At 65.2% G+C, this 17,576-nt stretch carries 17 protein-coding genes; 8 read left to right on the forward strand and 9 right to left on the reverse strand.

From position 1 onward, the window contains the following. The first annotated feature begins 146 nt into the window (after positions 1–146). The 4 genes from CG471_RS06600 (at position 147) to CG471_RS06615 (ending at position 5,182) form a co-directional block, all read left to right on the forward strand. Entirely contained in the window at positions 147–1,730 is a 1,584-nt protein-coding gene (locus tag CG471_RS06600) for an acyl-CoA synthetase (RefSeq protein ID WP_373562047.1), read from the forward strand. A gap of 16 nt (positions 1,731–1,746) precedes the next feature. Continuing rightward, entirely contained in the window at positions 1,747–2,895 is a 1,149-nt protein-coding gene (locus CG471_RS06605) for a MaoC family dehydratase N-terminal domain-containing protein (RefSeq protein ID WP_004209068.1), read from the forward strand. 68 nt (positions 2,896–2,963) lie between these two features. Further along, positions 2,964–4,181: a CaiB/BaiF CoA-transferase family protein gene (locus tag CG471_RS06610; protein ID WP_099231305.1), complete on the forward strand. Its 1,218-nt coding sequence runs from the start codon at positions 2,964–2,966 to the stop codon at positions 4,179–4,181. An 83-nt stretch (positions 4,182–4,264) separates the two neighbouring features. Then, positions 4,265–5,182 (forward strand): SDR family NAD(P)-dependent oxidoreductase, encoded by a 918-nt coding sequence (locus CG471_RS06615; protein ID WP_099231306.1) that lies wholly within the window; start codon positions 4,265–4,267, stop codon positions 5,180–5,182. Between the two features lie 4 nt (positions 5,183–5,186). Here CG471_RS06615 and CG471_RS06620 read toward each other — a convergent pair whose 3' ends face one another. Genes CG471_RS06620 through CG471_RS06655 form a run of 8 tightly spaced genes read right to left on the reverse strand, consistent with a single transcriptional unit; the run spans position 5,187 to position 13,517 of the window. After that, positions 5,187–5,594 (reverse strand): nuclear transport factor 2 family protein, encoded by a 408-nt coding sequence (locus tag CG471_RS06620; protein WP_099231307.1) that lies wholly within the window; start codon positions 5,592–5,594, stop codon positions 5,187–5,189. Between the two features lie 4 nt (positions 5,595–5,598). Beyond that, complete coding sequence (locus tag CG471_RS06625) at positions 5,599–6,762, reverse strand: sulfotransferase (RefSeq protein ID WP_099231308.1); 1,164 nt, start codon at positions 6,760–6,762, stop codon at positions 5,599–5,601. A 21-nt stretch (positions 6,763–6,783) separates the two neighbouring features. After that, positions 6,784–7,533, reverse strand: coding sequence for a 3'(2'),5'-bisphosphate nucleotidase CysQ (locus tag CG471_RS06630; RefSeq protein WP_180275629.1), 750 nt, complete (start codon positions 7,531–7,533; stop codon positions 6,784–6,786). 11 nt (positions 7,534–7,544) lie between these two features. After that, positions 7,545–9,467, reverse strand: a complete 1,923-nt coding sequence (gene cysN, locus CG471_RS06635; RefSeq protein WP_099231310.1) for a sulfate adenylyltransferase subunit CysN — start codon at positions 9,465–9,467, stop codon at positions 7,545–7,547. Further along, positions 9,467–10,372 (reverse strand): sulfate adenylyltransferase subunit CysD, encoded by a 906-nt coding sequence (gene cysD / locus CG471_RS06640; protein ID WP_004209061.1) that lies wholly within the window; start codon positions 10,370–10,372, stop codon positions 9,467–9,469. Before cysD ends, cysN begins: the two co-directional genes overlap by 1 nt. 23 nt (positions 10,373–10,395) lie before the next feature. Beyond that, positions 10,396–11,664, reverse strand: a complete 1,269-nt coding sequence (locus CG471_RS06645) for an alkyl sulfatase dimerization domain-containing protein (RefSeq protein ID WP_099231311.1) — start codon at positions 11,662–11,664, stop codon at positions 10,396–10,398. Next, positions 11,661–12,674 (reverse strand): zinc-binding dehydrogenase, encoded by a 1,014-nt coding sequence (locus CG471_RS06650; RefSeq protein ID WP_099231312.1) that lies wholly within the window; start codon positions 12,672–12,674, stop codon positions 11,661–11,663. Before CG471_RS06650 ends, CG471_RS06645 begins: the two co-directional genes overlap by 4 nt. A gap of 21 nt (positions 12,675–12,695) precedes the next feature. Continuing rightward, the gene (locus tag CG471_RS06655) at positions 12,696–13,517 is read right to left on the reverse strand and encodes an SDR family oxidoreductase (RefSeq protein ID WP_099231313.1); all 822 of its coding nucleotides are present in this window, start codon (positions 13,515–13,517) and stop codon (positions 12,696–12,698) included. Between the two features lie 151 nt (positions 13,518–13,668). Here CG471_RS06655 and CG471_RS06660 point away from each other — a divergent pair, with 151 nt between their 5' ends. The 4 genes from CG471_RS06660 (at position 13,669) to CG471_RS06675 (ending at position 16,682) form a co-directional block, all read left to right on the forward strand. Further along, positions 13,669–14,535 (forward strand): AraC family transcriptional regulator, encoded by an 867-nt coding sequence (locus tag CG471_RS06660; RefSeq protein ID WP_037518834.1) that lies wholly within the window; start codon positions 13,669–13,671, stop codon positions 14,533–14,535. Between the two features lie 127 nt (positions 14,536–14,662). Further along, the gene (locus CG471_RS06665) at positions 14,663–15,814 is read left to right on the forward strand and encodes a sulfotransferase (RefSeq protein ID WP_099231314.1); all 1,152 of its coding nucleotides are present in this window, start codon (positions 14,663–14,665) and stop codon (positions 15,812–15,814) included. A 3-nt stretch (positions 15,815–15,817) separates the two neighbouring features. Next, positions 15,818–16,285, forward strand: a complete 468-nt coding sequence (locus CG471_RS06670; RefSeq protein ID WP_099231315.1) for a VOC family protein — start codon at positions 15,818–15,820, stop codon at positions 16,283–16,285. A 13-nt stretch (positions 16,286–16,298) separates the two neighbouring features. Then, the gene (locus tag CG471_RS06675) at positions 16,299–16,682 is read left to right on the forward strand and encodes a VOC family protein (protein ID WP_099231316.1); all 384 of its coding nucleotides are present in this window, start codon (positions 16,299–16,301) and stop codon (positions 16,680–16,682) included. Between the two features lies 1 nt (position 16,683). On the opposite strand, the gene CG471_RS06680 is transcribed toward CG471_RS06675, so the two are convergent. After that, entirely contained in the window at positions 16,684–17,484 is an 801-nt protein-coding gene (locus tag CG471_RS06680; RefSeq protein WP_257211446.1) for an SDR family NAD(P)-dependent oxidoreductase, read from the reverse strand. Between the last annotated feature and the right edge of the window lie 92 nt (positions 17,485–17,576).

A 17,576-nucleotide genomic window follows, 5' to 3' on the forward strand; every position in this document is an offset into this window, starting at 1 on the left:
CTATCGCGACGCCGATGGCCTGTCATTCGAAATATAGAACATCATTCACCATTTACAACAAATGAGTCGCTGTGACATCGCTTGTTGCAAGCAGCGACGGGGTTTCGACCCGTTCGCCCGGTTGAATGCCGGACCGATGGGATGGGATGATGGCGAAGCTAACCGACTATCGCAGCTATGCCGATGCACAGGCACATGCGACCTCAGCGGCGCTGTGGGATCTGTTCGACGGCGACCGCGAAGACCTGAACATCGCCCATGAATGCATCACCCGTCATGCCGACGGATCGGGCCGCGCCGCCGTGCGCATCGCTCATGCCGCCAATGGTGATGATGGCGGCCGGGACGAGATATTGAGCTTCGACGCGATCGCGGCGGGGGCCGCGCGCTTCGCCCATTGGCTTGATGCCGAGGGTATTCAGCCGGGCGAACGCATCGCCTTCATGCTGGAGCCTTCGCTGCCCTTCTATGTCTGCCTGTTCGGCGCGATGCAGACCGGCGCGATCTCGGTACCGCTCTTCACCCTGTTCGGCCCGGATGCATTGCGGCTGCGGGTCGATGACTGCAAGCCGACCATCCTGATCACCAATGCCGAAAAGGCGGAGCTGGCGCGCAGCATGGACGGCCCGCGCGTGATCGTCGCCGACGACGCATTGCTGGCCGATCTCGCCCGCTTCCCGGCGACTTACAGCCCGAAGACCAAGGCCAATGACCTGGCCGTCTTCCAATATACGTCGGGCACCACCCGCGAACTGCCCGAGGCGGTGAAGCACAGCCATCGCGCGCTGGTGACCTTGATGTTCGCCGCCCTCTACGGCACCGGCATCCGGCCGGGCGACGAATTTTTCTGCCCCTCCTCGCCGGCCTGGGGCCATGGCCTGTGGCATGGCACGCTGGCGCCGCTGGGGCTGGGCGTGACAACGGGCACCTTTGCCGGCCGGTTCGATCCGGTGCGGCTGATGCAGGCGCTGGAAGCCTATGGCATCACCAACATGTCGGCCGCCGCGACCCATTATCGCATGATGAAGAATAGCGGCCGGGCCGCCGACTTCGCCTTCCATTTCGACAAGCTGTCCTACACCGGCGAGCCGATCGACCCGGCGACGCTGGAGTTCATCGACGCCCATTTCAAGGTGCCGGCCTGTTCCATGTACGGCACGACCGAGATTGGCGTGGTGCTGGTCAACTATCCCGGCGCGCAGGATTTCATGGTGAAGCCGGGTTCGCTGGGCAAGGCGGTGCCGGGCCAGAGGCTGGAGGTGCAGCGCCCCGACGGTAGCGCCTGCGATCCCGGCGAGATTGGCGAGCTGATGCTGTGGCGCCGCGACCGGTGGGAAACCACCAAGGACCGGGCGAAGATCGACGCCGACGGTTATTTTTACCATTGCGGCCGCGCCGACGACGTCATCATCTCGGCCGGCTGGACGATGAGCGCGGTCGAGATCGAGAATACGCTGCTCAAGCATGAGGCGGTGCTGGAATGCGCGGTGATCGGCGTGCCCGACGACAAGCGTGGCCAGGTGGTGAAGGCCTTCATCATCCTCAATCGCGACGGCAGCGACGCGCTGGTCCGCGAACTGCAGGACTTCACCCGCGAGAAGCTCGCCCAGCATGAATTCCCCCGCATCGTCGAATTCGTGACCGACCTGCCCAAGACGCCGGCCGGCAAGGTCCACCGCAAGATTTTGAGAGATCGTGAGGCCGCCAAGGCGGTCGAACTCGCCAACTGAAGTCAGGAGAAGAGAGATGGCAACATTGGCCGACGCGCCCGTGAACAAATTCCCCAAGATCACCGAGGAGGGGCTGGACGACCTGCGCAAGCGCATCGGCGTCAAGATCGAGAATACCGTCGAACCGTGGAACTACGAAGCCACGCGCGACGCGATCCGCCATTATGCCCATGGTATCGGCGACGATAATCCGCTGTGGTGCGATCCGGCCTATGCCGAAAAGACCAAGCATGGTTCGCTGGTCGCGCTGCCCAGCTTCCTGTTCACCACCAGCCGCATCATCTCGGGCTATTGCGGTGGCCTGTCGGGCGTCCATGCGATGTGGGCGGGCGCCGACTGGACCTGGCACAAGCCGGTGCTGCGCAACGACACCATCCGCACCGAGGCCTATTTGAAGGATCTGGTCGAGCATCAGACCAAGTTCGCCGGCCGCAGCTTCCAGCAGATCTATCATGTCGATTTCTTCAACCAGTCGGGCGACAAGGTCGCCGAAGGCGACAGCTGGGTGTTCCGCACCGACCGCGACGAAGCGCGCGAGCGTGGCACCAAGTACACCGAAGCCCGTGGCCGGGTGGAGCCCTTCACCGACGAACAGCTGGCCGAAATGTACAAGCTGTACGAGAAGGAAGAAATTCGCGGCGCCACGCCCCGTTATTGGGAAGATGTGCAGGTCGGCGACGAGCTGCCGCGCATGATGAAGGGGCCGATGACCGTCACCGGCTTCATCTGCTACGCGCAGGGCTGGGGCGGCCTCTATATCCGCGCCAACAAGCTCGCCTGGAAGATGCAGCAGAAGCATCCCGGCACCGGCATCAAGAACCGCTTCAACGTGCCCGACTGCCCGGAACGCGTCCATTGGGACGAGGCGTTCGCGCTCGAAGTCGGCGCGCCGGGCGCTTATGACTATGGTCCGGAACGCTGCAGCTGGCTGACCCATCAGGTCACCAACTGGATCGGCGACGACGGCTTCCTGCACAAGAGCAAGTGCCAGATCCGCCGCCACAATCCCGATGGCGACGTGATCTTCATCGACGGCAGCGTGATCCGCAAGTTCGAGGAGAACGGCAAGAAATATGTCGAGATCCAGCAGCGCGCGGAAACCCATCGCGGCGAAGTCTCGGCCTTCGGCACCTCGATCGCCGAACTGCCCAGCCGCCCGGCCTGATCCGCGCGCGGCGGACCGTTCCTTCCCCCTGGGGAGGATTTGGGATGGGACGGTCCGCTGGACGATACATGATGGACGGCCACGACAACAGTATATGGGCAGGGCCGCTGGCCGGGGTGCGGGTGCTGGATTTCACCCGCGTCCTGGCCGGCCCCTCGGCTGCATTGGCGCTCGCGGATCTGGGCGCGGAGGTGATCAAGGTGGAGCCGCCGGGCAGCGGGGATGACACCCGCAGCTTCCCGCCGCTGCGCGACGGCGAGAGCCATTATTTCCTCAGCGTCAATCGCGGCAAGAAGAGCATCGTGCTCGACCTCAAGGCCCCCGAGGGGCTGGCGATCGCCCGCGATCTGGCGGCCAAGTCCGACATCGTCATCGAAAATTACCGGCCCGGCGTGATGGACCGGCTGGGCCTTGGCTATGAGGCGCTGTCGGCGCTCAACCCCGGCCTCATCTATTGCGCCATTTCCGGCTTCGGCATGACCGGGCCACTCAAGGACCGTCCGTCCTTCGACATCGTGCTGCAGGCCATGTCCGGCGCGCTCAGCGTCAATGGCGAACCGGGCGGGCTGCCGACCAAGCTCGGCATTCCGCTGGGCGATCTGGTCGGCGGCATCAACGGGCCGATCGCCATCCTCGCCGCCCTGCACGAACGCCATGCCACCGGGCGCGGCCGGCTGATCGACATCAGCCTGATGGACGGGATGATCGGCCTGCTCGGCTATCTGGCGCAATTGAGCTTCTTCACCGGACAGGATCCGGTGCCGCAGGGATCGCAGCATCCCAATCTCGTCCCCTATGGCATCTTCCCGGCCAGCGACGGGTCGATCGTCATCGCCTGCCTCACCAATCATTTCTGGGGCAAGATCTGCGCCGCACTGGGGCTGGACGCGCTGGCTGACGATCCGCGCTATGACAGGCTGGACAAGCGGCGCGAACGGCGGGCGGAGGTGAACGCCCTGCTGTCGGCGGTGACGCAGACCCGTACCGTGGCCGACCTCGCCGACCTGTTCGCCGCGCATCAGGTGCCGCACGCGCCGATCCTGACCATCAGCGAGGCGCTGGCCCAGCCGCAGACGCTGGCCCGCAACATGGTGGTGGAGACCGAGCACAGGACGCTGGGCATGATCCCGATCGTCAACCGCCCGTTCCGCTTTCCCGGCGCAGAGCAGCCGGTGCCGAGCGCGCCGCCGGTGCTGGGCGAGCATAGCGACGCGGTGCTGGCAGACCTTCTCGGGATGGACGCGGAGGCCATCGCCCGGCTGCGCGACGCCGGGATCGTCGCCTGAGCGATCATTTGGCGCCACGCTTGGGGCGACGGCACCGCCGTCGCTAAGCTCCCCGCCAATCATCATCCGGGAGAGAGACTATCATGCTGCGATTTGACGACCGTGTCGCCCTGATCACCGGCGCCGGGCGTGGCCTCGGCCGGGCCTATGCGCTGTTGCTGGCGGCGCGCGGCGCGAAGGTCGTGGTCAATGATCCCGGCGTCAGCATGCAGGGCGAGGGGACCGATGCCGGCCCGGCCCAGTCGGTGGTGGACGAAATCCGCGCCGCCGGCGGCCAGGCGATCGCCTCGACCGACAGCGTCGCCACCCCCGAAGGCGGGCAGGCGATGATCGACCTCGCCCGCGACCATTTCGGCAGCATCGACATCCTTATCCACAATGCCGGCATCGTCCGGCGCGGCGGTCTGGCGGAGCTCAGCTATGCTGATTTCGAGACGGTGCTCGACGTTCATCTGCGCGGCGCCTTTCATGTCGTGCGTGCCGCCTTCCCGTATATGTGTGCGGCGAACTATGGCCGCATCGTCCTCACCGGATCGATCAACGGCCTCTACGGCAATGCCGGCGTGGTCAATTACAGCGTCGCCAAGGCGGGGATGATCGGCCTGTCCAACGTCGCCGCGATCGAGGGCGCGGCCCATGGGGTGAAGAGCAACATCATCCTGCCCGGCGCCGTCACCCGCATGGCCGAAGGGCTGGACACCAGTGCCTATCCGCCGATGGATCCGGAGCTGGTCGCACCCGCCGTCGGCTATCTCGCGCATCAGGATTGCGCGGTCAGCGGCGAAATGCTGATTGCCATGGCCGGGCGTGTCGCGCGGGCCTATACGATGGAGACGGTCGGCGTGTTCCAGCCCGACTGGACGATCGAGCAGATCGCCGATCGGCTGGCGGCGATCCGCGACACGCAGGACGCATTGCTCTTCCCGCCGGTGCCGACCGGCCATCTCGACCATCTGCGCTACAGCTTCGCGATGGCCAGTCAGGGTGCAAAACAGGGCTGATCGCTCAGCCCTGTTTTGCCGCCATCATCGCCTGGATCAGTGGCTTGATCTGGGCTTCCACCGGCGCCGGGTTGAAATGCTCGGCGACCGATGCGATCCGACCATCGCGGATGCGCAGCAGGAAGACATAGCGATTGGCGAAGGGCTCGCCATTCACCAGCGTGCCGGCCGACTGCACCTCGGCCGCGATCCGGTCCTCTTGCGCCGTCAATGAATCGACGGTGAAGCTCAGCCCGCCCTGGAACAGCGACCCCAGCATCGCCACGCCGCGCTGATAGGCAGCGCGCGGCGCATCGACGCCCGACGTCGTCGTCCAGGCGGTCATGTCGTCGGTCAGCAATTCATCCGGCAGTGCCGCCGCCGACAGGGCGGCGAAGAAGCGGCGGGCGAGGTCATGATGGGCCTGCGTCATCGGATCAGGCCTTCACGGGAATCGAGAAGCGGTCGGTATAATCCTTGAAATGGGCGTGGATCTGCGCCCGATCCAGCCCATAATCGGCCAGGTCATAGCTGTGCTTGCCATGCTTGCCCTGTGGATTGGCGGCCAGCATCGCGGTCATGCCGGCTTCCGCTTCCGCCGTGAACGGTTCGTCGAAGCGAGCATAGAGCTTGCGCATCTCGCCGATCGGGTCACGCAGCTGGTCGTCATACTGGATGTCGTGGATCGCATCCTGGCCATGCTTTGCGCGATAGGCCAGCATCCGCTCGATCATCAGGTCGAAGGTGCGCAGTTGCGAGCGGCCGACCTCGACCGGGTCGACATCGGCGCTGAACATCTTGCGCACCTGATAGACGAGGGAGCAGGCCGAACCGACGACATCGGCCGGATCGCGATGGGTCATCACCAGCTGGGCATCGGGATAGACGGTGGTGAGGTCGTCCAGGAACAGCGGATGCCAGGGATTCTTCAGCGTCCAGCGGCCGCCATTTTCCGCCTGCAGCAATTGCAGCAGCCGCTTGTGATAGCGGAAGGCAGGCAGGTAGCTCGTGGCGAACAGCCATTTCTGGTAGCTCGGCACATGCAGCACCGAGTCATAATATTGGGCGCAGAAGGACGGCGCCATGGCGAACTGGCACTCGGTCGGGCTGTCGGCATCCTCATGATGGATGGCCGAAATATGCGGCGCATATTTGAGCGACATGTCGAGCCGCGCCTGCTCCGCGACATAGCGCGGATCGCTGCTGAGCGTGCCGGCCGCAGCGGGTGGCGCCGAATTGAACGCTTCCCAGCGCAGGAAGGAGCGGCGAGCCGGATCGGCGTTCAAGAGGTTGATCGTCAGGGTCGTGCCGGTGCGTGGCAGGCCGAAGACGAACATCGGCTTCTCGATCGGCGCCTCGAGCAAGGCGGGATGGCGGGCGAGCCAATCCTCGACCTGCAGCCGGTTGGCGAGCGTCGCGGTCAGTTGCTGCGCCCAACGGCCCTGCGCCGCCTCGGTGAGGTTGGCCTCGCGATTGATCGCATCGACGAGCACGTCCAGCCCTTCCAATATGGCGTCGTCGCCCAGGTCGGTGAGGCCGGTCTGTTCGCGCGCGGCGGCGACCAGGGCGTCGGCGTCGAGGCCGATGGTGTCGGTGGTCATGATCCTCTTCCCTTCTGTTTTTCAGGCGACCTGCGCCGCGATCTCGGCCAAGGCCCCCAGCACCATGTCGGCATGTTCATGCCTGCATATGAGGAGGTCGGGCATGTAGGTGTCTTCTTGGTTGTAGATGAGCGGCGATCCATCGATGCGGGATGCGTGGAGGCCGTGGGCGAGTGCGACGGCGGCGGGGGCGCAGCTGTCCCATTCATATTGGCCACCGGCGTGGAGATAGATGTCGGCCTGGCCCAGGATCACGGCCATGGCCTTGGCGCCAGCTGAGCCCATGGGCACCAGTTCGGCGCCCAGCGCCTCTGCCACCGCGACCGCCTGGGGTGCCGGCCGGGTGCGGGAGACGACCATGCGGAGCTTCTCGGGCGCGGGCGGGATGGCGCGCGGCTGGTCGGTACGCAGGACGATGCCGTCGCCATGGCCCGGCAGCGCAACCGCGCCGATGGTCGGCACGCCGTCGATGGCAAGACCGACATGGACGGCCCAGTCGGCGCGTGCCTCGCCATATTCGCGAGTGCCGTCGACCGGATCGACGATCCACACCCGGCTGTGCTGGAGCCGCGCGCCGTCACAGGCCATCTCCTCGGAGAGCAACCCGTCTTCGGCCCGCTGCTCCCGCAGCGCATGGACGAGGAACTGGTTGGCGGTGTGATCGCCGGCCTTGCCGAGCGCCTTGGCGCTGAACAGGCCCGAAGCGCGGACCTCCAGCAACAGGCGTCCTGCGGTTTCGGCGAGATGGGCGGCGAGGTCCGCGTCCGTCATGCTTTCCTCCCTCATTTGAGCGGCATGATCTGACGGATGATATGCTCGGCGGCTTCCTGTGGGGTCATCTCGACAGTGTTGACCCGGATTTCGGGGCTGATGGGCGCCTCATAGGGACTGTCGATGCCGGTGAAGTTCTTGAGGCTGCCCGAACGGGCCTTCTTGTAGAGACCCTTGACGTCGCGCGCCTCGGCAACCTCGAGCGGGGTATCGACGAAGATCTCGATGAACTCGCCGTCCGGCAGCATCTCGCGCACCATGTCGCGCTCGGCGCGGAAGGGGGAGATGAAAGCGGTCAGCACGATCAGGCCCGCATCCGCCATCAGCTTGGCAACCTCGCCGACGCGGCGGATATTCTCGATCCGGTCGGCCTCGGTAAAGCCCAGATCCTTGTTGAGGCCATGGCGGATATTGTCGCCATCCAAGAGGAAGGTGTGGCGGTTCATCAGCGCGAGCCGCTTTTCCACCTCATTGGCGATGGTCGACTTGCCCGAGCCGGACAGGCCGGTGAACCAGAGGATGCGGGGCAGCTGGTTCTTGAGCTGGGCATGGTCCTCGCGGCCGATGTCGGTTGCCTGCCAATGGACATTCTGGGCCCGGCGCAGCGAGAAGTGGAGCATGCCCGCCGCCACGGTGCGGTTGCTGATCTTGTCGATCAGAATGAACCCACCCAAGGTGCGGTTATCGGCATAGGGCTCGAACGTGATGGCCTTGTCGGTCGCCAGTTCGGCAACGCCAATGGCATTCAAGTCCAGCGTCTTGGCGGCCAGATGCTCCATGGTGTTGACGTTGACGACATATTTGGGCGCCTGGACGGTGGCCGAGACGCTCTGTGTGCCGATCTTGAGCCAATAGGGCCGGCCCGGCAGCATCGCCTCGTCATCCATCCACACGATGGTCGCCTCGAACTGGCTGGAGACCTGAGGCGGATTGTCGGCGATCGCGATCACGTCACCGCGCGAACAGTCGATCTCGTCGGCAAAGCAGAGCGTGACCGACTGGCCGGCGATCGCCTCGTCGAGATCGCCATCAAGGGTTACTATGCGACTGATCGTTGATGTCTTGCCCGAGGGCAGCACGCGCACGGTGTCGCCGGGCTTGACCGATCCGCTGGCGATCAGGCCGGCAAAGCCGCGAAAGTCGAGGTTCGGGCGATTGACCCACTGGACCGGCATGCGGAAGGGCTTGGCCGCCGCGGTGGTGGCATCGACCTCGACGCTTTCGAGATGGGCCATGAGCGTTGGCCCCTGATACCAGGGGGTGTTGTCGGACCGGGCGGTGATATTGTCGCCCTTGAAGCCGGAGATGGGGATCGGCGTGAAGGCGCTGATGCCGATCGAGTGGGCGAACTCGGCATAATCCTTGACGATGCCGTCGAACACGGCCTGGTCATAGCCGACCAGGTCCATCTTGTTGACGGCCAGCACGATGTTGCGGATGCCGATCAGGTGGGCGAGGTAGGAGTGGCGCCGCGTCTGGGTGAGAATGCCCTTGCGCGCGTCGATCAGGATGACGGCCAGGTCGGCGGTGGAGGCGCCGGTGACCATGTTGCGGGTATATTGTTCATGGCCCGGCGTATCGGCGACGATGAACTTGCGCTTCTCGGTAGCGAAGAAGCGATAGGCGACGTCGATGGTGATGCCCTGTTCGCGCTCGGCGGCGAGGCCATCGACCAGCAGGGCGAAGTCGATCTCGCCGCCTTGCGTGCCGACGCGCTTGCTATCCGCCTGCAATGCCTCGAGCTGATCCTCGAAGATCATCTTCGAATCATAGAGCAGCCGCCCGATCAGGGTGGACTTGCCATCGTCGACCGAGCCACAGGTGATGAAGCGCAGCATGGTCTTGTGCTGATGGACGTCGAGATAGGCGTCGATGTCCTGCGCGATCAGCGCATCGGTCTGGTAGACGGGGTCCTGTGTGATCACGTCGGACATCAGAAATACCCCTCCTGCTTCTTCTTCTCCATGCCGGCGCCGCCGGCATCCTTGTCGATGGCGCGGCCCTGGCGCTCGGATGTGGTGGTGAGCAGCATCTCCTGGATCACCTCCGACAGGGTGCTGGCCTCGCTCTCGACTGCGCCGGTGAGCGGATAGCAGCCCAGCGTGCGGAAGCGGATCGATCGCTCGACCGGCACTTCGCCGGGCGCCAGCGGGAAGCGGTCATCATCGACCATCAGCAGCATGCCGTCGCGCTCGACGGTGGGGCGGGGGGCGGCGAAATAGAGCGGCACGATCTCGATGCCTTCCAGCTGGATATATTGCCAGATGTCGAGCTCGGTCCAGTTGCTGATCGGGAAGACGCGGATGCTCTCGCCCTTGGCCTTCTTGGCATTATAGAGGTTCCACAGTTCGGGCCGCTGGTTCTTGGGGTCCCAGCCATGGCTGGCGGTGCGGAAGGAGAAGATGCGCTCCTTGGCACGGCTCTTCTCCTCGTCGCGGCGCGCGCCGCCGAATGCCGCGTCGAAGCCGAACTTGTCGAGCGCCTGCTTCAACCCTTCCGTCTTCCACATGTCGGTGTGGAGGGCGCCATGGTCGAACGGGTTGATGCCGCGCGCCTGGGCCTCGGGATTATGATGGACCAGCAGTTCCATGCCCGCGTCGCGCGCGGCCTTGTCGCGCAGATCATACATCGCCCGGAACTTCCAGGTGGTGTCGACATGGAGCAGCGGGAAGGGCGGCGGCGAGGGATAGAAGGCCTTCTTGGCCAGATGCAGCATCACCGCCGAATCCTTGCCCACCGAATAGAGCATCACAGGCCGATCCGCCTCCGACACAACCTCCCGCAATATATGTATGCTCTCCGCCTCTAGGCGCTCCAAATGGGTAAGACTGCGTGCCATGATTATGCTTCCTGGAATGGGTGTCAGGCGGCCGGGAGCCGCTTGTCGGCGTCGGCGATTTCCGCCTTCAGCCACATGGTTTCGGACAGGTTTGTGCCGCCGCTGCGGGCGAGCAATTGTTCGAGCGCGGCCTTCTTGACGGTCAGCGCCGCCTCATGGTCGGGCGCGACGCCCAGCGCGATGTCGAGCAGGTGCAGCGCCTCGAGCGGGCGCCCCGCGGCGGCATGGACATGGGCGCGGGCGGCGAGCGCCCCGGCGCCGCCGGCCAGTTCGACCAGATCGGGATAGACGGTCGGGCGCGGCACGCCGTAGAGGGCGGTGGTGCCATCCTCATAATGGAACCAGCCGGCATTTTCCTCCCAGATGGCGCGGACGACCCAGCTGGTCTTGCCATGGAATTCACCGATGCGGATATCCTCTGGCAGGACGATCTCGCGCATCAGATCCTGGACAGGACGGCCGGCATTCATGCCGGCGATCGTCTCGCGTTCGATATAGGTGACGGCGGCGTGCATCCGGTCGAGATCGGCGCGGATCGTGTCTGCGCCGCGGATCGGATCGCCATGGCCGGTGATAACCAGTTCGGGCTCCAGCGACCGGACATGCTCGAGCGACTGGAGATAGGCGCGCACCAGCCGGGGGCGGTCGCCGCGCATCGTCACCAGATTGGGCATGGAGCGCCACACCGGGCCGAACAGATTGCCGGTGAAGATGATCTTTTCCTCGGGCATCCAGACGAACACCGAGCAGAGCGTTTCGCCGCCGGGCGTCTTCACCACCTCGAACTTGCGGCCGCCCTGTTCGAAGGCATGGACGGTCTCGACCATCCGGTCGGGGACGATGCGGGGCGGCTTGGGCGGCGGGCCGTCGCGCCGGGTCATCGACGCCCAGAGCTTGCCCGATCGGATGCCGAGGAACGGGCCGAGCCGGTCGAAATAATCCTCCGTGTCGACGAAGTTGACACCCGTGATCACCTGCGTGCCCGGCTCCTGCTGGTCGGGCAGGGCGCCATAATGGTCGGGATGGGCCTGGGTGACGATGATGCGTTTCAGCGCGCCGGTGCGGTGCGGCGCGAACAGCCCCTTGTTGCGCGCGCCATTGCCCAGGAAGCCGGTATTGACCAGCAGGTCGCCGTCCGCCGTCGTCACCAGATAGGCGTTGGAAATATCCTTCACCATGAAGATGCTGTCGGTGATCGCTTCCGCCTCGGTCTGGCCTTGCCCGGCCATGACAAGCGCGCCAAGCGGAGTTTGGGGCGGCGTCTGTGGCTTTTCGGTGGGTTGCGTGCTCATGCGTCGGCTCCCTCGAACTCGATCATGACCTTGGCGGATTGCGGGCGGGCGGCGATCTCCAGCCCCTCCATAACCTGCGCGAAGGGCAGCTTGTGGCTGATCAGCGCCGCGATCTTGTCCTTCAGGCGCGGCATGGCGGCGATCACATCGGGCATTTCGGTTGGATAGCCGACCGCCGTGGTGATCGTCATTTCGGTCGTCAGCATCGGGCCGGCGGGCAGCTCGATCGGCTTCATATAGGCTGCGGTGATGACATGGCGGGCATGGGTCTTGGCCATGGCGATCACGTCGGACAGGATGGAGGGCGCGCCGGCCGCATCAATATAGGCGTCGGTCTGCGCCTTTTCGCGGCCGAACACGGTGGTGGTGCCATGGATCGCCTTGATCCGGGCGATCACATCTTCCTTGGCCGGATTGATCGTGTGGGCGCCGAGCGCGCGGGCCCGCTCCAGCCGTTCCTCGGCCAGGTCGAGCGCGATCACATCCTGGCACCCCCGGTCGATCGCCCAGAGCACCATGCCAAGGCCGATCGGGCCGCAGCCGAAGATGACGACCTTGTCGCCCGCCTTGGCCTGCGCCCGGTTGACGCCGTGCATCGCCACCGACAGCGGTTCGCACATGGCGGCGACATCATAGGATATGCCGTCCGGGATCGGCAGCAGGCTGTCGCCCAGCCGCGCGTCGCGGACCAGCAATTCCTCGGTAAAGGCGCCTTCCGGTCCGCCGCTGCCGATGAAGCTGGGCGTCATCATCGGGTTGATGATGACGCTCTGGCCGATGCTGACGCCCGCGACCTCGTCACCCACGATCATGATCTCGCCCGCGCCCTCATGGCCGAGCGCGGTCAGCTTGCCGGGGCCGGGAATGCCGCCATTCTTGATATAGCTGAGGTCGCTGCCGCAAATGCCGCAGGCCTTCATCTTCACGACGACGTCCTTCGGACCTGGCTCGGGCCGCTGATAGGCGTCGAGCCGGACATCATTCACATCATGGATGTTGAGCAGGTGCATCGGGGCGCTCCTTCGATCGGCTCAGAAGGCGTAGGGCGGATAGACGAGGCTGCCGCCGTCGATGACGATCGTGTCGCCGCTATGGTAACGCGAGGCGTCGGAAGCGAGATAGGCACCGATGCCCTCGAAATCCTCGATCGCGCCGGGGCGATGGATCGGCGTCTTGGCCGAGAAATGGGCGTCAACGGCGGCCATGCGGGCCTGCATCTCCGGGCTCATCTCGCCATCGCCGCCGATGCCGGTCTTGATATAGCCGGGCGCGATGCTGTTGGCGCGGATCTCGTACTTGCCCAGTTCCGCCGCCATGCCGCGCACGGCGGCGCCCATGCCGCCCTTGGACGCGGCATAATTGTTGATCCCGGCAATGCCATGGAACATCGACAGGCTGCCGCAATAGACCAGGCTGCCGCCCGGCTCGCCAGCCTCGGCGCGGGCGACCATCGCCTTGGCCCCTTCGCGCAGGGTGAAGAAGGCGCCGTGCAGGTTCACCGCCAGCAGGTCATGCCATTCCGCCGAATCCAGCGTCAGCACCGAGCGCGAGCGCGAGGCGCGGCCTGAATTGGCGAAGACGCAGTCGATGCGGCCGAAATCGGCGAGCAATTTGGCATAGCCGTCGACGATCGCCTCTTCCGACGCGACATCGACCTGATAGGTTTCGACCCGGCCGGCGCCCGCTGCGCGCAGGGCGGCGGCGGCGGCTTCGTTCTTGTCCGCATTGCGCGCCCAGATGGCGATGTCGCCGCCCATCTTGGCGACGCCCATGGCGAAGCCCAGGCCAATGCCGCCATTGCCGCCGGTGACCAGCGTGACCTTGCCCGTGCAGTCGAAAAGACCCTTAGCCATTCATCTCTCTCCATAGGGTGCCGCATCGTTGGCGGCTTGCCTGATGGCCCAAGGATGGGGGCGACTCCGGCGCCGACGCAATTGACCAGACTATCGAGAATGAGCCATAGTGCAGCGATAGGGCCAAACATGGCCAGAGAGCGGGGGAGCGATGGCGGAATCCTATGCCAGGTCGGTTTTCGAGGCCGAGATTGCGGTGCCGCAGGCGCAGGCACGGATCATGCGGCTCGATCTGGCGGGGCCGACCGACCGCATTTTCCGGCGCGAGCGCCATTATTGGCTCGACATGTGTCTGACCCCCCGGCCCGAGCGGGTGCGCGGCTGCTATGCCGACCATTGGGGACCGCATCGCTATGAGCGGCTGGGCGAGATTTTCCTGGTGCCGCCGGGGCAGGCATTGCGGTTGCGGACCGAAGGACAGGGTAGCCAATCCTCGGTCGTGTGCGAGATCAAGGCGGAGGCGATCGACCGCTGGCTCGATGGGCCGATCGAATGGACCGACAGTCGGCTGGCGGCCTGCCTCGACATCGCCCATCCGCATATGCGCGCCTGCCTGTTCCGCCTGGCGGAGGAGGTGAACCGGCCGGGGCCGGGCAGCATCGTGCTGACCGAACTGATCGCCGGCCAACTGGCGATCGAGGTGGCGCGCTATTGCCAGGCGATCGCCGAAGGACCGGCGACCGGGGGGCTTGCCACCTGGCGGCTGCGGCGGATTGACGAGCGGCTGCAGCTGGGCGGCGCGGCGCCTTCTCTGGAGGAGCTGGCGACGCTGTGCAACCTGTCGGTGCGGCAATTGACGCGCGGCTTTCGCGCCAGCCGGGGCTGTTCGATCGGCGATTATATCGTCCAGTGCCGGATCGATGTCGCCAAACGCTATCTGGGATCGAGCGAGAGCATCAAGGAGATCGCCTTCGCGCTCGGATTCGCTTCGCCCTCCAGCTTCGCCTTCGCCTTTCGCCGTGCCACCGGGGCGACGCCGCGCCAGTTTCGCCAGCATCTGACATCGCGCCCGCGATAGGGGCTGGCCGCGCGCTTCTGATATGGCCCGATATCGATAGTGCGGCCGGGCCGCTTCATCGGGTGGCATTGGCGCGCATCGCCCTGCTGCCCATGATGGCGGCAAAAGACATCAGGAGAGACATGCCATGGGCGCTGCTTTGGTTGCCGACGCGCTGATCGACCGCGCGATCAAGGCCACCGGCCTCGATCGCTTCGATTCCGACAGCTATCGCGAAGGGCTGGACATATTGCTGGCCGACGCGAACCAGGCTGGCCTGTCGGACAGCGGCCATGCGCGGATGGAGGCCAATGTCGTCGACCTCCTGTCCAATCGCCTCCGGACCACCGACTATCTGGCGCAGCGGCCCGAGCTGCTGGAACGGCCGGTCGAGCGGCCGGTCTTCGTCTTCGGCATTCCGCGCACCGGCACGACCCTGCTCAGCAATCTGCTGGCCTGCGATCCGGCGCGACGCTCGCCGCTGACCTGGGAGATTGACGAACCGGTGCCGCCGGCGACCAGCGCCACGCTCAAGAGCGATCCGCGTGCCATCGCCCGGCTGGAACAGGAAAAGGCGATGCTCGCCGCCCGGCCGGAAATGGGCAAATATTATCGCAATTCGGCCGTCTACCCCAATGAATGCATCTTCTTCATGGCGCATGATTTCAAGGCGCTGGCGCTGGAATCGCGGGGGAAGCTGCCCAATTATCGCGACTGGCTGTTCTCGACCGACATGACGTCGGCCTATGAATATCACAAACGCTTCCTGCAATTGCTGCAGGCCGATGCGCCGGGTGTGTGGAACCTCAAGATGCCGAGCCACAGCCTGTGGATCGAGACGATCCGCAAAATCTATCCCGATGCCCGTTTCATCTGGACCCATCGCGATCCCTATACCGCCATGGGCAGCTTCTGTTCGATCATCAGCCTGGGGCAGATGGCCTTTACCGGCCGGGTCGACGGCGAGTGGCTGGCGGAAAACTGCACCTATCAGGCCAAGCTGCATGCCGACCGCATCATGGATGCGCGCGAGCGGCTGGGCGAGGACAGCATGGTCGACGTCCATTATGCCGACCTCACCAGCGATCCGATCGGCACGATGAGGCGGCTCTACGCAGCGCTGGGCGATGAGTTCACGCCAGAGGCAGAAGCAGCAATGCAGGCCTGGCTCGACGACAACCCGCAGGGCAAGTTCGGTCGCCACGACTATAAGCTCGCCCAATATGGCCTGTCGGTCGAGCAACTGGCGCCGCATTTCGAGCGCTATCTGTCGCGCTATGACGTCGCACGGGAGGGCTGAGCCATGCTGACCGGCCATCATTTCCAGAACGCCTATGTCACCCGCAATGTCGACAAGGCCGTCGCCCAGTTTCGCGATCAGGCCGATGTCCGCACCCTCTCCGAAATCGAGGTGCCGGTGCAGCTCTGGACCCCGCAGGGCGAGGGGCAGGGCGTGCAGAAGCTCGCCTTCGTCTGGGTCGACGACATGCAGTTCGAACTGATCCAGCCGATATCGGGTGACGTGCTGGCGCTCTATCGCGATGCGCTGCCCGCCGACGACCGGCTGGTCTTCCACCATATCTGCAACCGGGTCGATGACTGGGCCGCCTTCATGGCGCGGGTCGAGGACCAGCCCTATCCGGTGGTGCTCAAGGGCGGGACGCCGGGCATGCTGGAATTCGTCTATCTCGATACGCGCGAATGGCTCGGCCATTATGTCGAATATGTGTGGATGGGACCGGACCGCTGGCGCGGCATGGGCGGGTTATGAGGGAGAGAGCAATATGATCAGTATGGCCCGTTTCGGCACCCGCGACCTGAATGGTGCGAAGACATTCTATGACGGCATTGCCGAACTGCTGGGCGCGGTGCGCGCCTATGACCGGCCCGATCTGGTCGCCTACAAGACGGCCGAGGGCGGCATGCTGCTGATCGGCATTCCGTTCGAGGGGGATGCAACGCCGGGCAATGGCAATCAGGTCGGCATCCAGGCGGACAGCCGGGCACAGGTCGATGCGGTCCATGCCCGCGCGCTCGAACTGGGCGGCAAGTGCGAGGGCAAGCCCGGCATTCGCGGCGATGATCCCAACGGCTTCTATGGAGCCTATTTCCGCGATCTGGACGGCAACAAGATGACGATCTTCCGCTTCGGCCCGCCCGACGCCTGATTCACAGCAGGCTGCCGCCGTCGACGGGATAGACCTGGCCGGTGATGAAACCGGCCTGGTCCGACGCCAGATAGACGGCGAGCGAGGCGACTTCCTCGGCAAAGGCGACGGGGCGGCCCAGCACCGTCTGGCGCGACCGCTTCTCCATGTCCTTCGGGCTGGTGCTGGCAAAGGCCCGGCCAAAGAAGTTGCGATCGGGGTGGAATCGGCTGCCGCTGGAGAAGGCGGCGGGATCGCGCGACACGGTGCCATAGGGGGCGATGCAATTGACGCGGATGCCGTGCGGTCCGACTTCCTTCGCCAGCACTTTGGTAAAGCCGTGGACCGCCGCCTTGGCCGCAGAATAGACGGGCAGCATATAGTCGCCCACGATACCCGCGGTGGAGCCGATATTGACGATCGCGCCCGCCTTGCGCGCGATCATGCCGGGCAGTGTCGCATGGGTCATGCGCAACAGCGTGCCGAGGTTGAGATCGATGTCGCCGGCCCAGCTTGCCGGATCGGAATCGACGAAGAATCCCGCGCCGATATTGCCGCCGACATTGTTGACCAGGATCGCGACCTCGCCCAGCGCGGAGGCCGCCGCCAGTATCTGCCCCGGCGCGGCCGGGTCGCTGAGGTCGGCGGCCACGAAACGGGCGTCCTGCGCGCCGGCGGCGATGGCCTGCTCCACCAGCCGCGCGCCGGCCGCCTGATCGCGCCCCACCGCGACCAGCTTCACCGCTTCGGTCGCCAGCCCCAGGCTGATGGCGCGACCGATATTGGCGGTCGCGCCGGTCACGATCGCAACCCTGCCCGTCATTTGCATGTCCATTGCGCTCTCCCCTCTCATGCGCCATCGGCTGGTGATCATGCAGGGGGAAAGGGCAGGCGCAAATCGCCTGGGGGATCAGT

This window comes from Sphingobium sp. IP1 (assembly GCF_002708645.1).
GTDB lineage: Bacteria > Pseudomonadota > Alphaproteobacteria > Sphingomonadales > Sphingomonadaceae > Sphingobium > Sphingobium yanoikuyae.

Bases quoted from the DNA above. Each gene is read 5' to 3' on its own strand.
- CG471_RS06600 (WP_373562047.1), top strand. From the start codon at position 147: ATGATGGCGAAGCTAACCGACTATCGCAGCTATGCCGATGCACAGGCA.
- CG471_RS06605 (WP_004209068.1), top strand. From the start codon at position 1,747: ATGGCAACATTGGCCGACGCGCCCGTGAACAAATTCCCCAAGATCACC.
- CG471_RS06610 (WP_099231305.1), top strand. From the start codon at position 2,964: ATGATGGACGGCCACGACAACAGTATATGGGCAGGGCCGCTGGCCGGG.
- CG471_RS06615 (WP_099231306.1), top strand. From the start codon at position 4,265: ATGCTGCGATTTGACGACCGTGTCGCCCTGATCACCGGCGCCGGGCGT.
- CG471_RS06620 (WP_099231307.1), bottom strand. From the start codon at position 5,594: ATGACGCAGGCCCATCATGACCTCGCCCGCCGCTTCTTCGCCGCCCTG.
- CG471_RS06625 (WP_099231308.1), bottom strand. From the start codon at position 6,762: ATGACCACCGACACCATCGGCCTCGACGCCGACGCCCTGGTCGCCGCC.
- CG471_RS06630 (WP_180275629.1), bottom strand. From the start codon at position 7,533: ATGACGGACGCGGACCTCGCCGCCCATCTCGCCGAAACCGCAGGACGC.
- cysN (WP_099231310.1), bottom strand. From the start codon at position 9,467: ATGTCCGACGTGATCACACAGGACCCCGTCTACCAGACCGATGCGCTG.
- cysD (WP_004209061.1), bottom strand. From the start codon at position 10,372: ATGGCACGCAGTCTTACCCATTTGGAGCGCCTAGAGGCGGAGAGCATA.
- CG471_RS06645 (WP_099231311.1), bottom strand. From the start codon at position 11,664: ATGAGCACGCAACCCACCGAAAAGCCACAGACGCCGCCCCAAACTCCG.
- CG471_RS06650 (WP_099231312.1), bottom strand. From the start codon at position 12,674: ATGCACCTGCTCAACATCCATGATGTGAATGATGTCCGGCTCGACGCC.
- CG471_RS06655 (WP_099231313.1), bottom strand. From the start codon at position 13,517: ATGGCTAAGGGTCTTTTCGACTGCACGGGCAAGGTCACGCTGGTCACC.
- CG471_RS06660 (WP_037518834.1), top strand. From the start codon at position 13,669: ATGGCGGAATCCTATGCCAGGTCGGTTTTCGAGGCCGAGATTGCGGTG.
- CG471_RS06665 (WP_099231314.1), top strand. From the start codon at position 14,663: ATGGGCGCTGCTTTGGTTGCCGACGCGCTGATCGACCGCGCGATCAAG.
- CG471_RS06670 (WP_099231315.1), top strand. From the start codon at position 15,818: ATGCTGACCGGCCATCATTTCCAGAACGCCTATGTCACCCGCAATGTC.
- CG471_RS06675 (WP_099231316.1), top strand. From the start codon at position 16,299: ATGATCAGTATGGCCCGTTTCGGCACCCGCGACCTGAATGGTGCGAAG.
- CG471_RS06680 (WP_257211446.1), bottom strand. From the start codon at position 17,484: ATGACGGGCAGGGTTGCGATCGTGACCGGCGCGACCGCCAATATCGGT.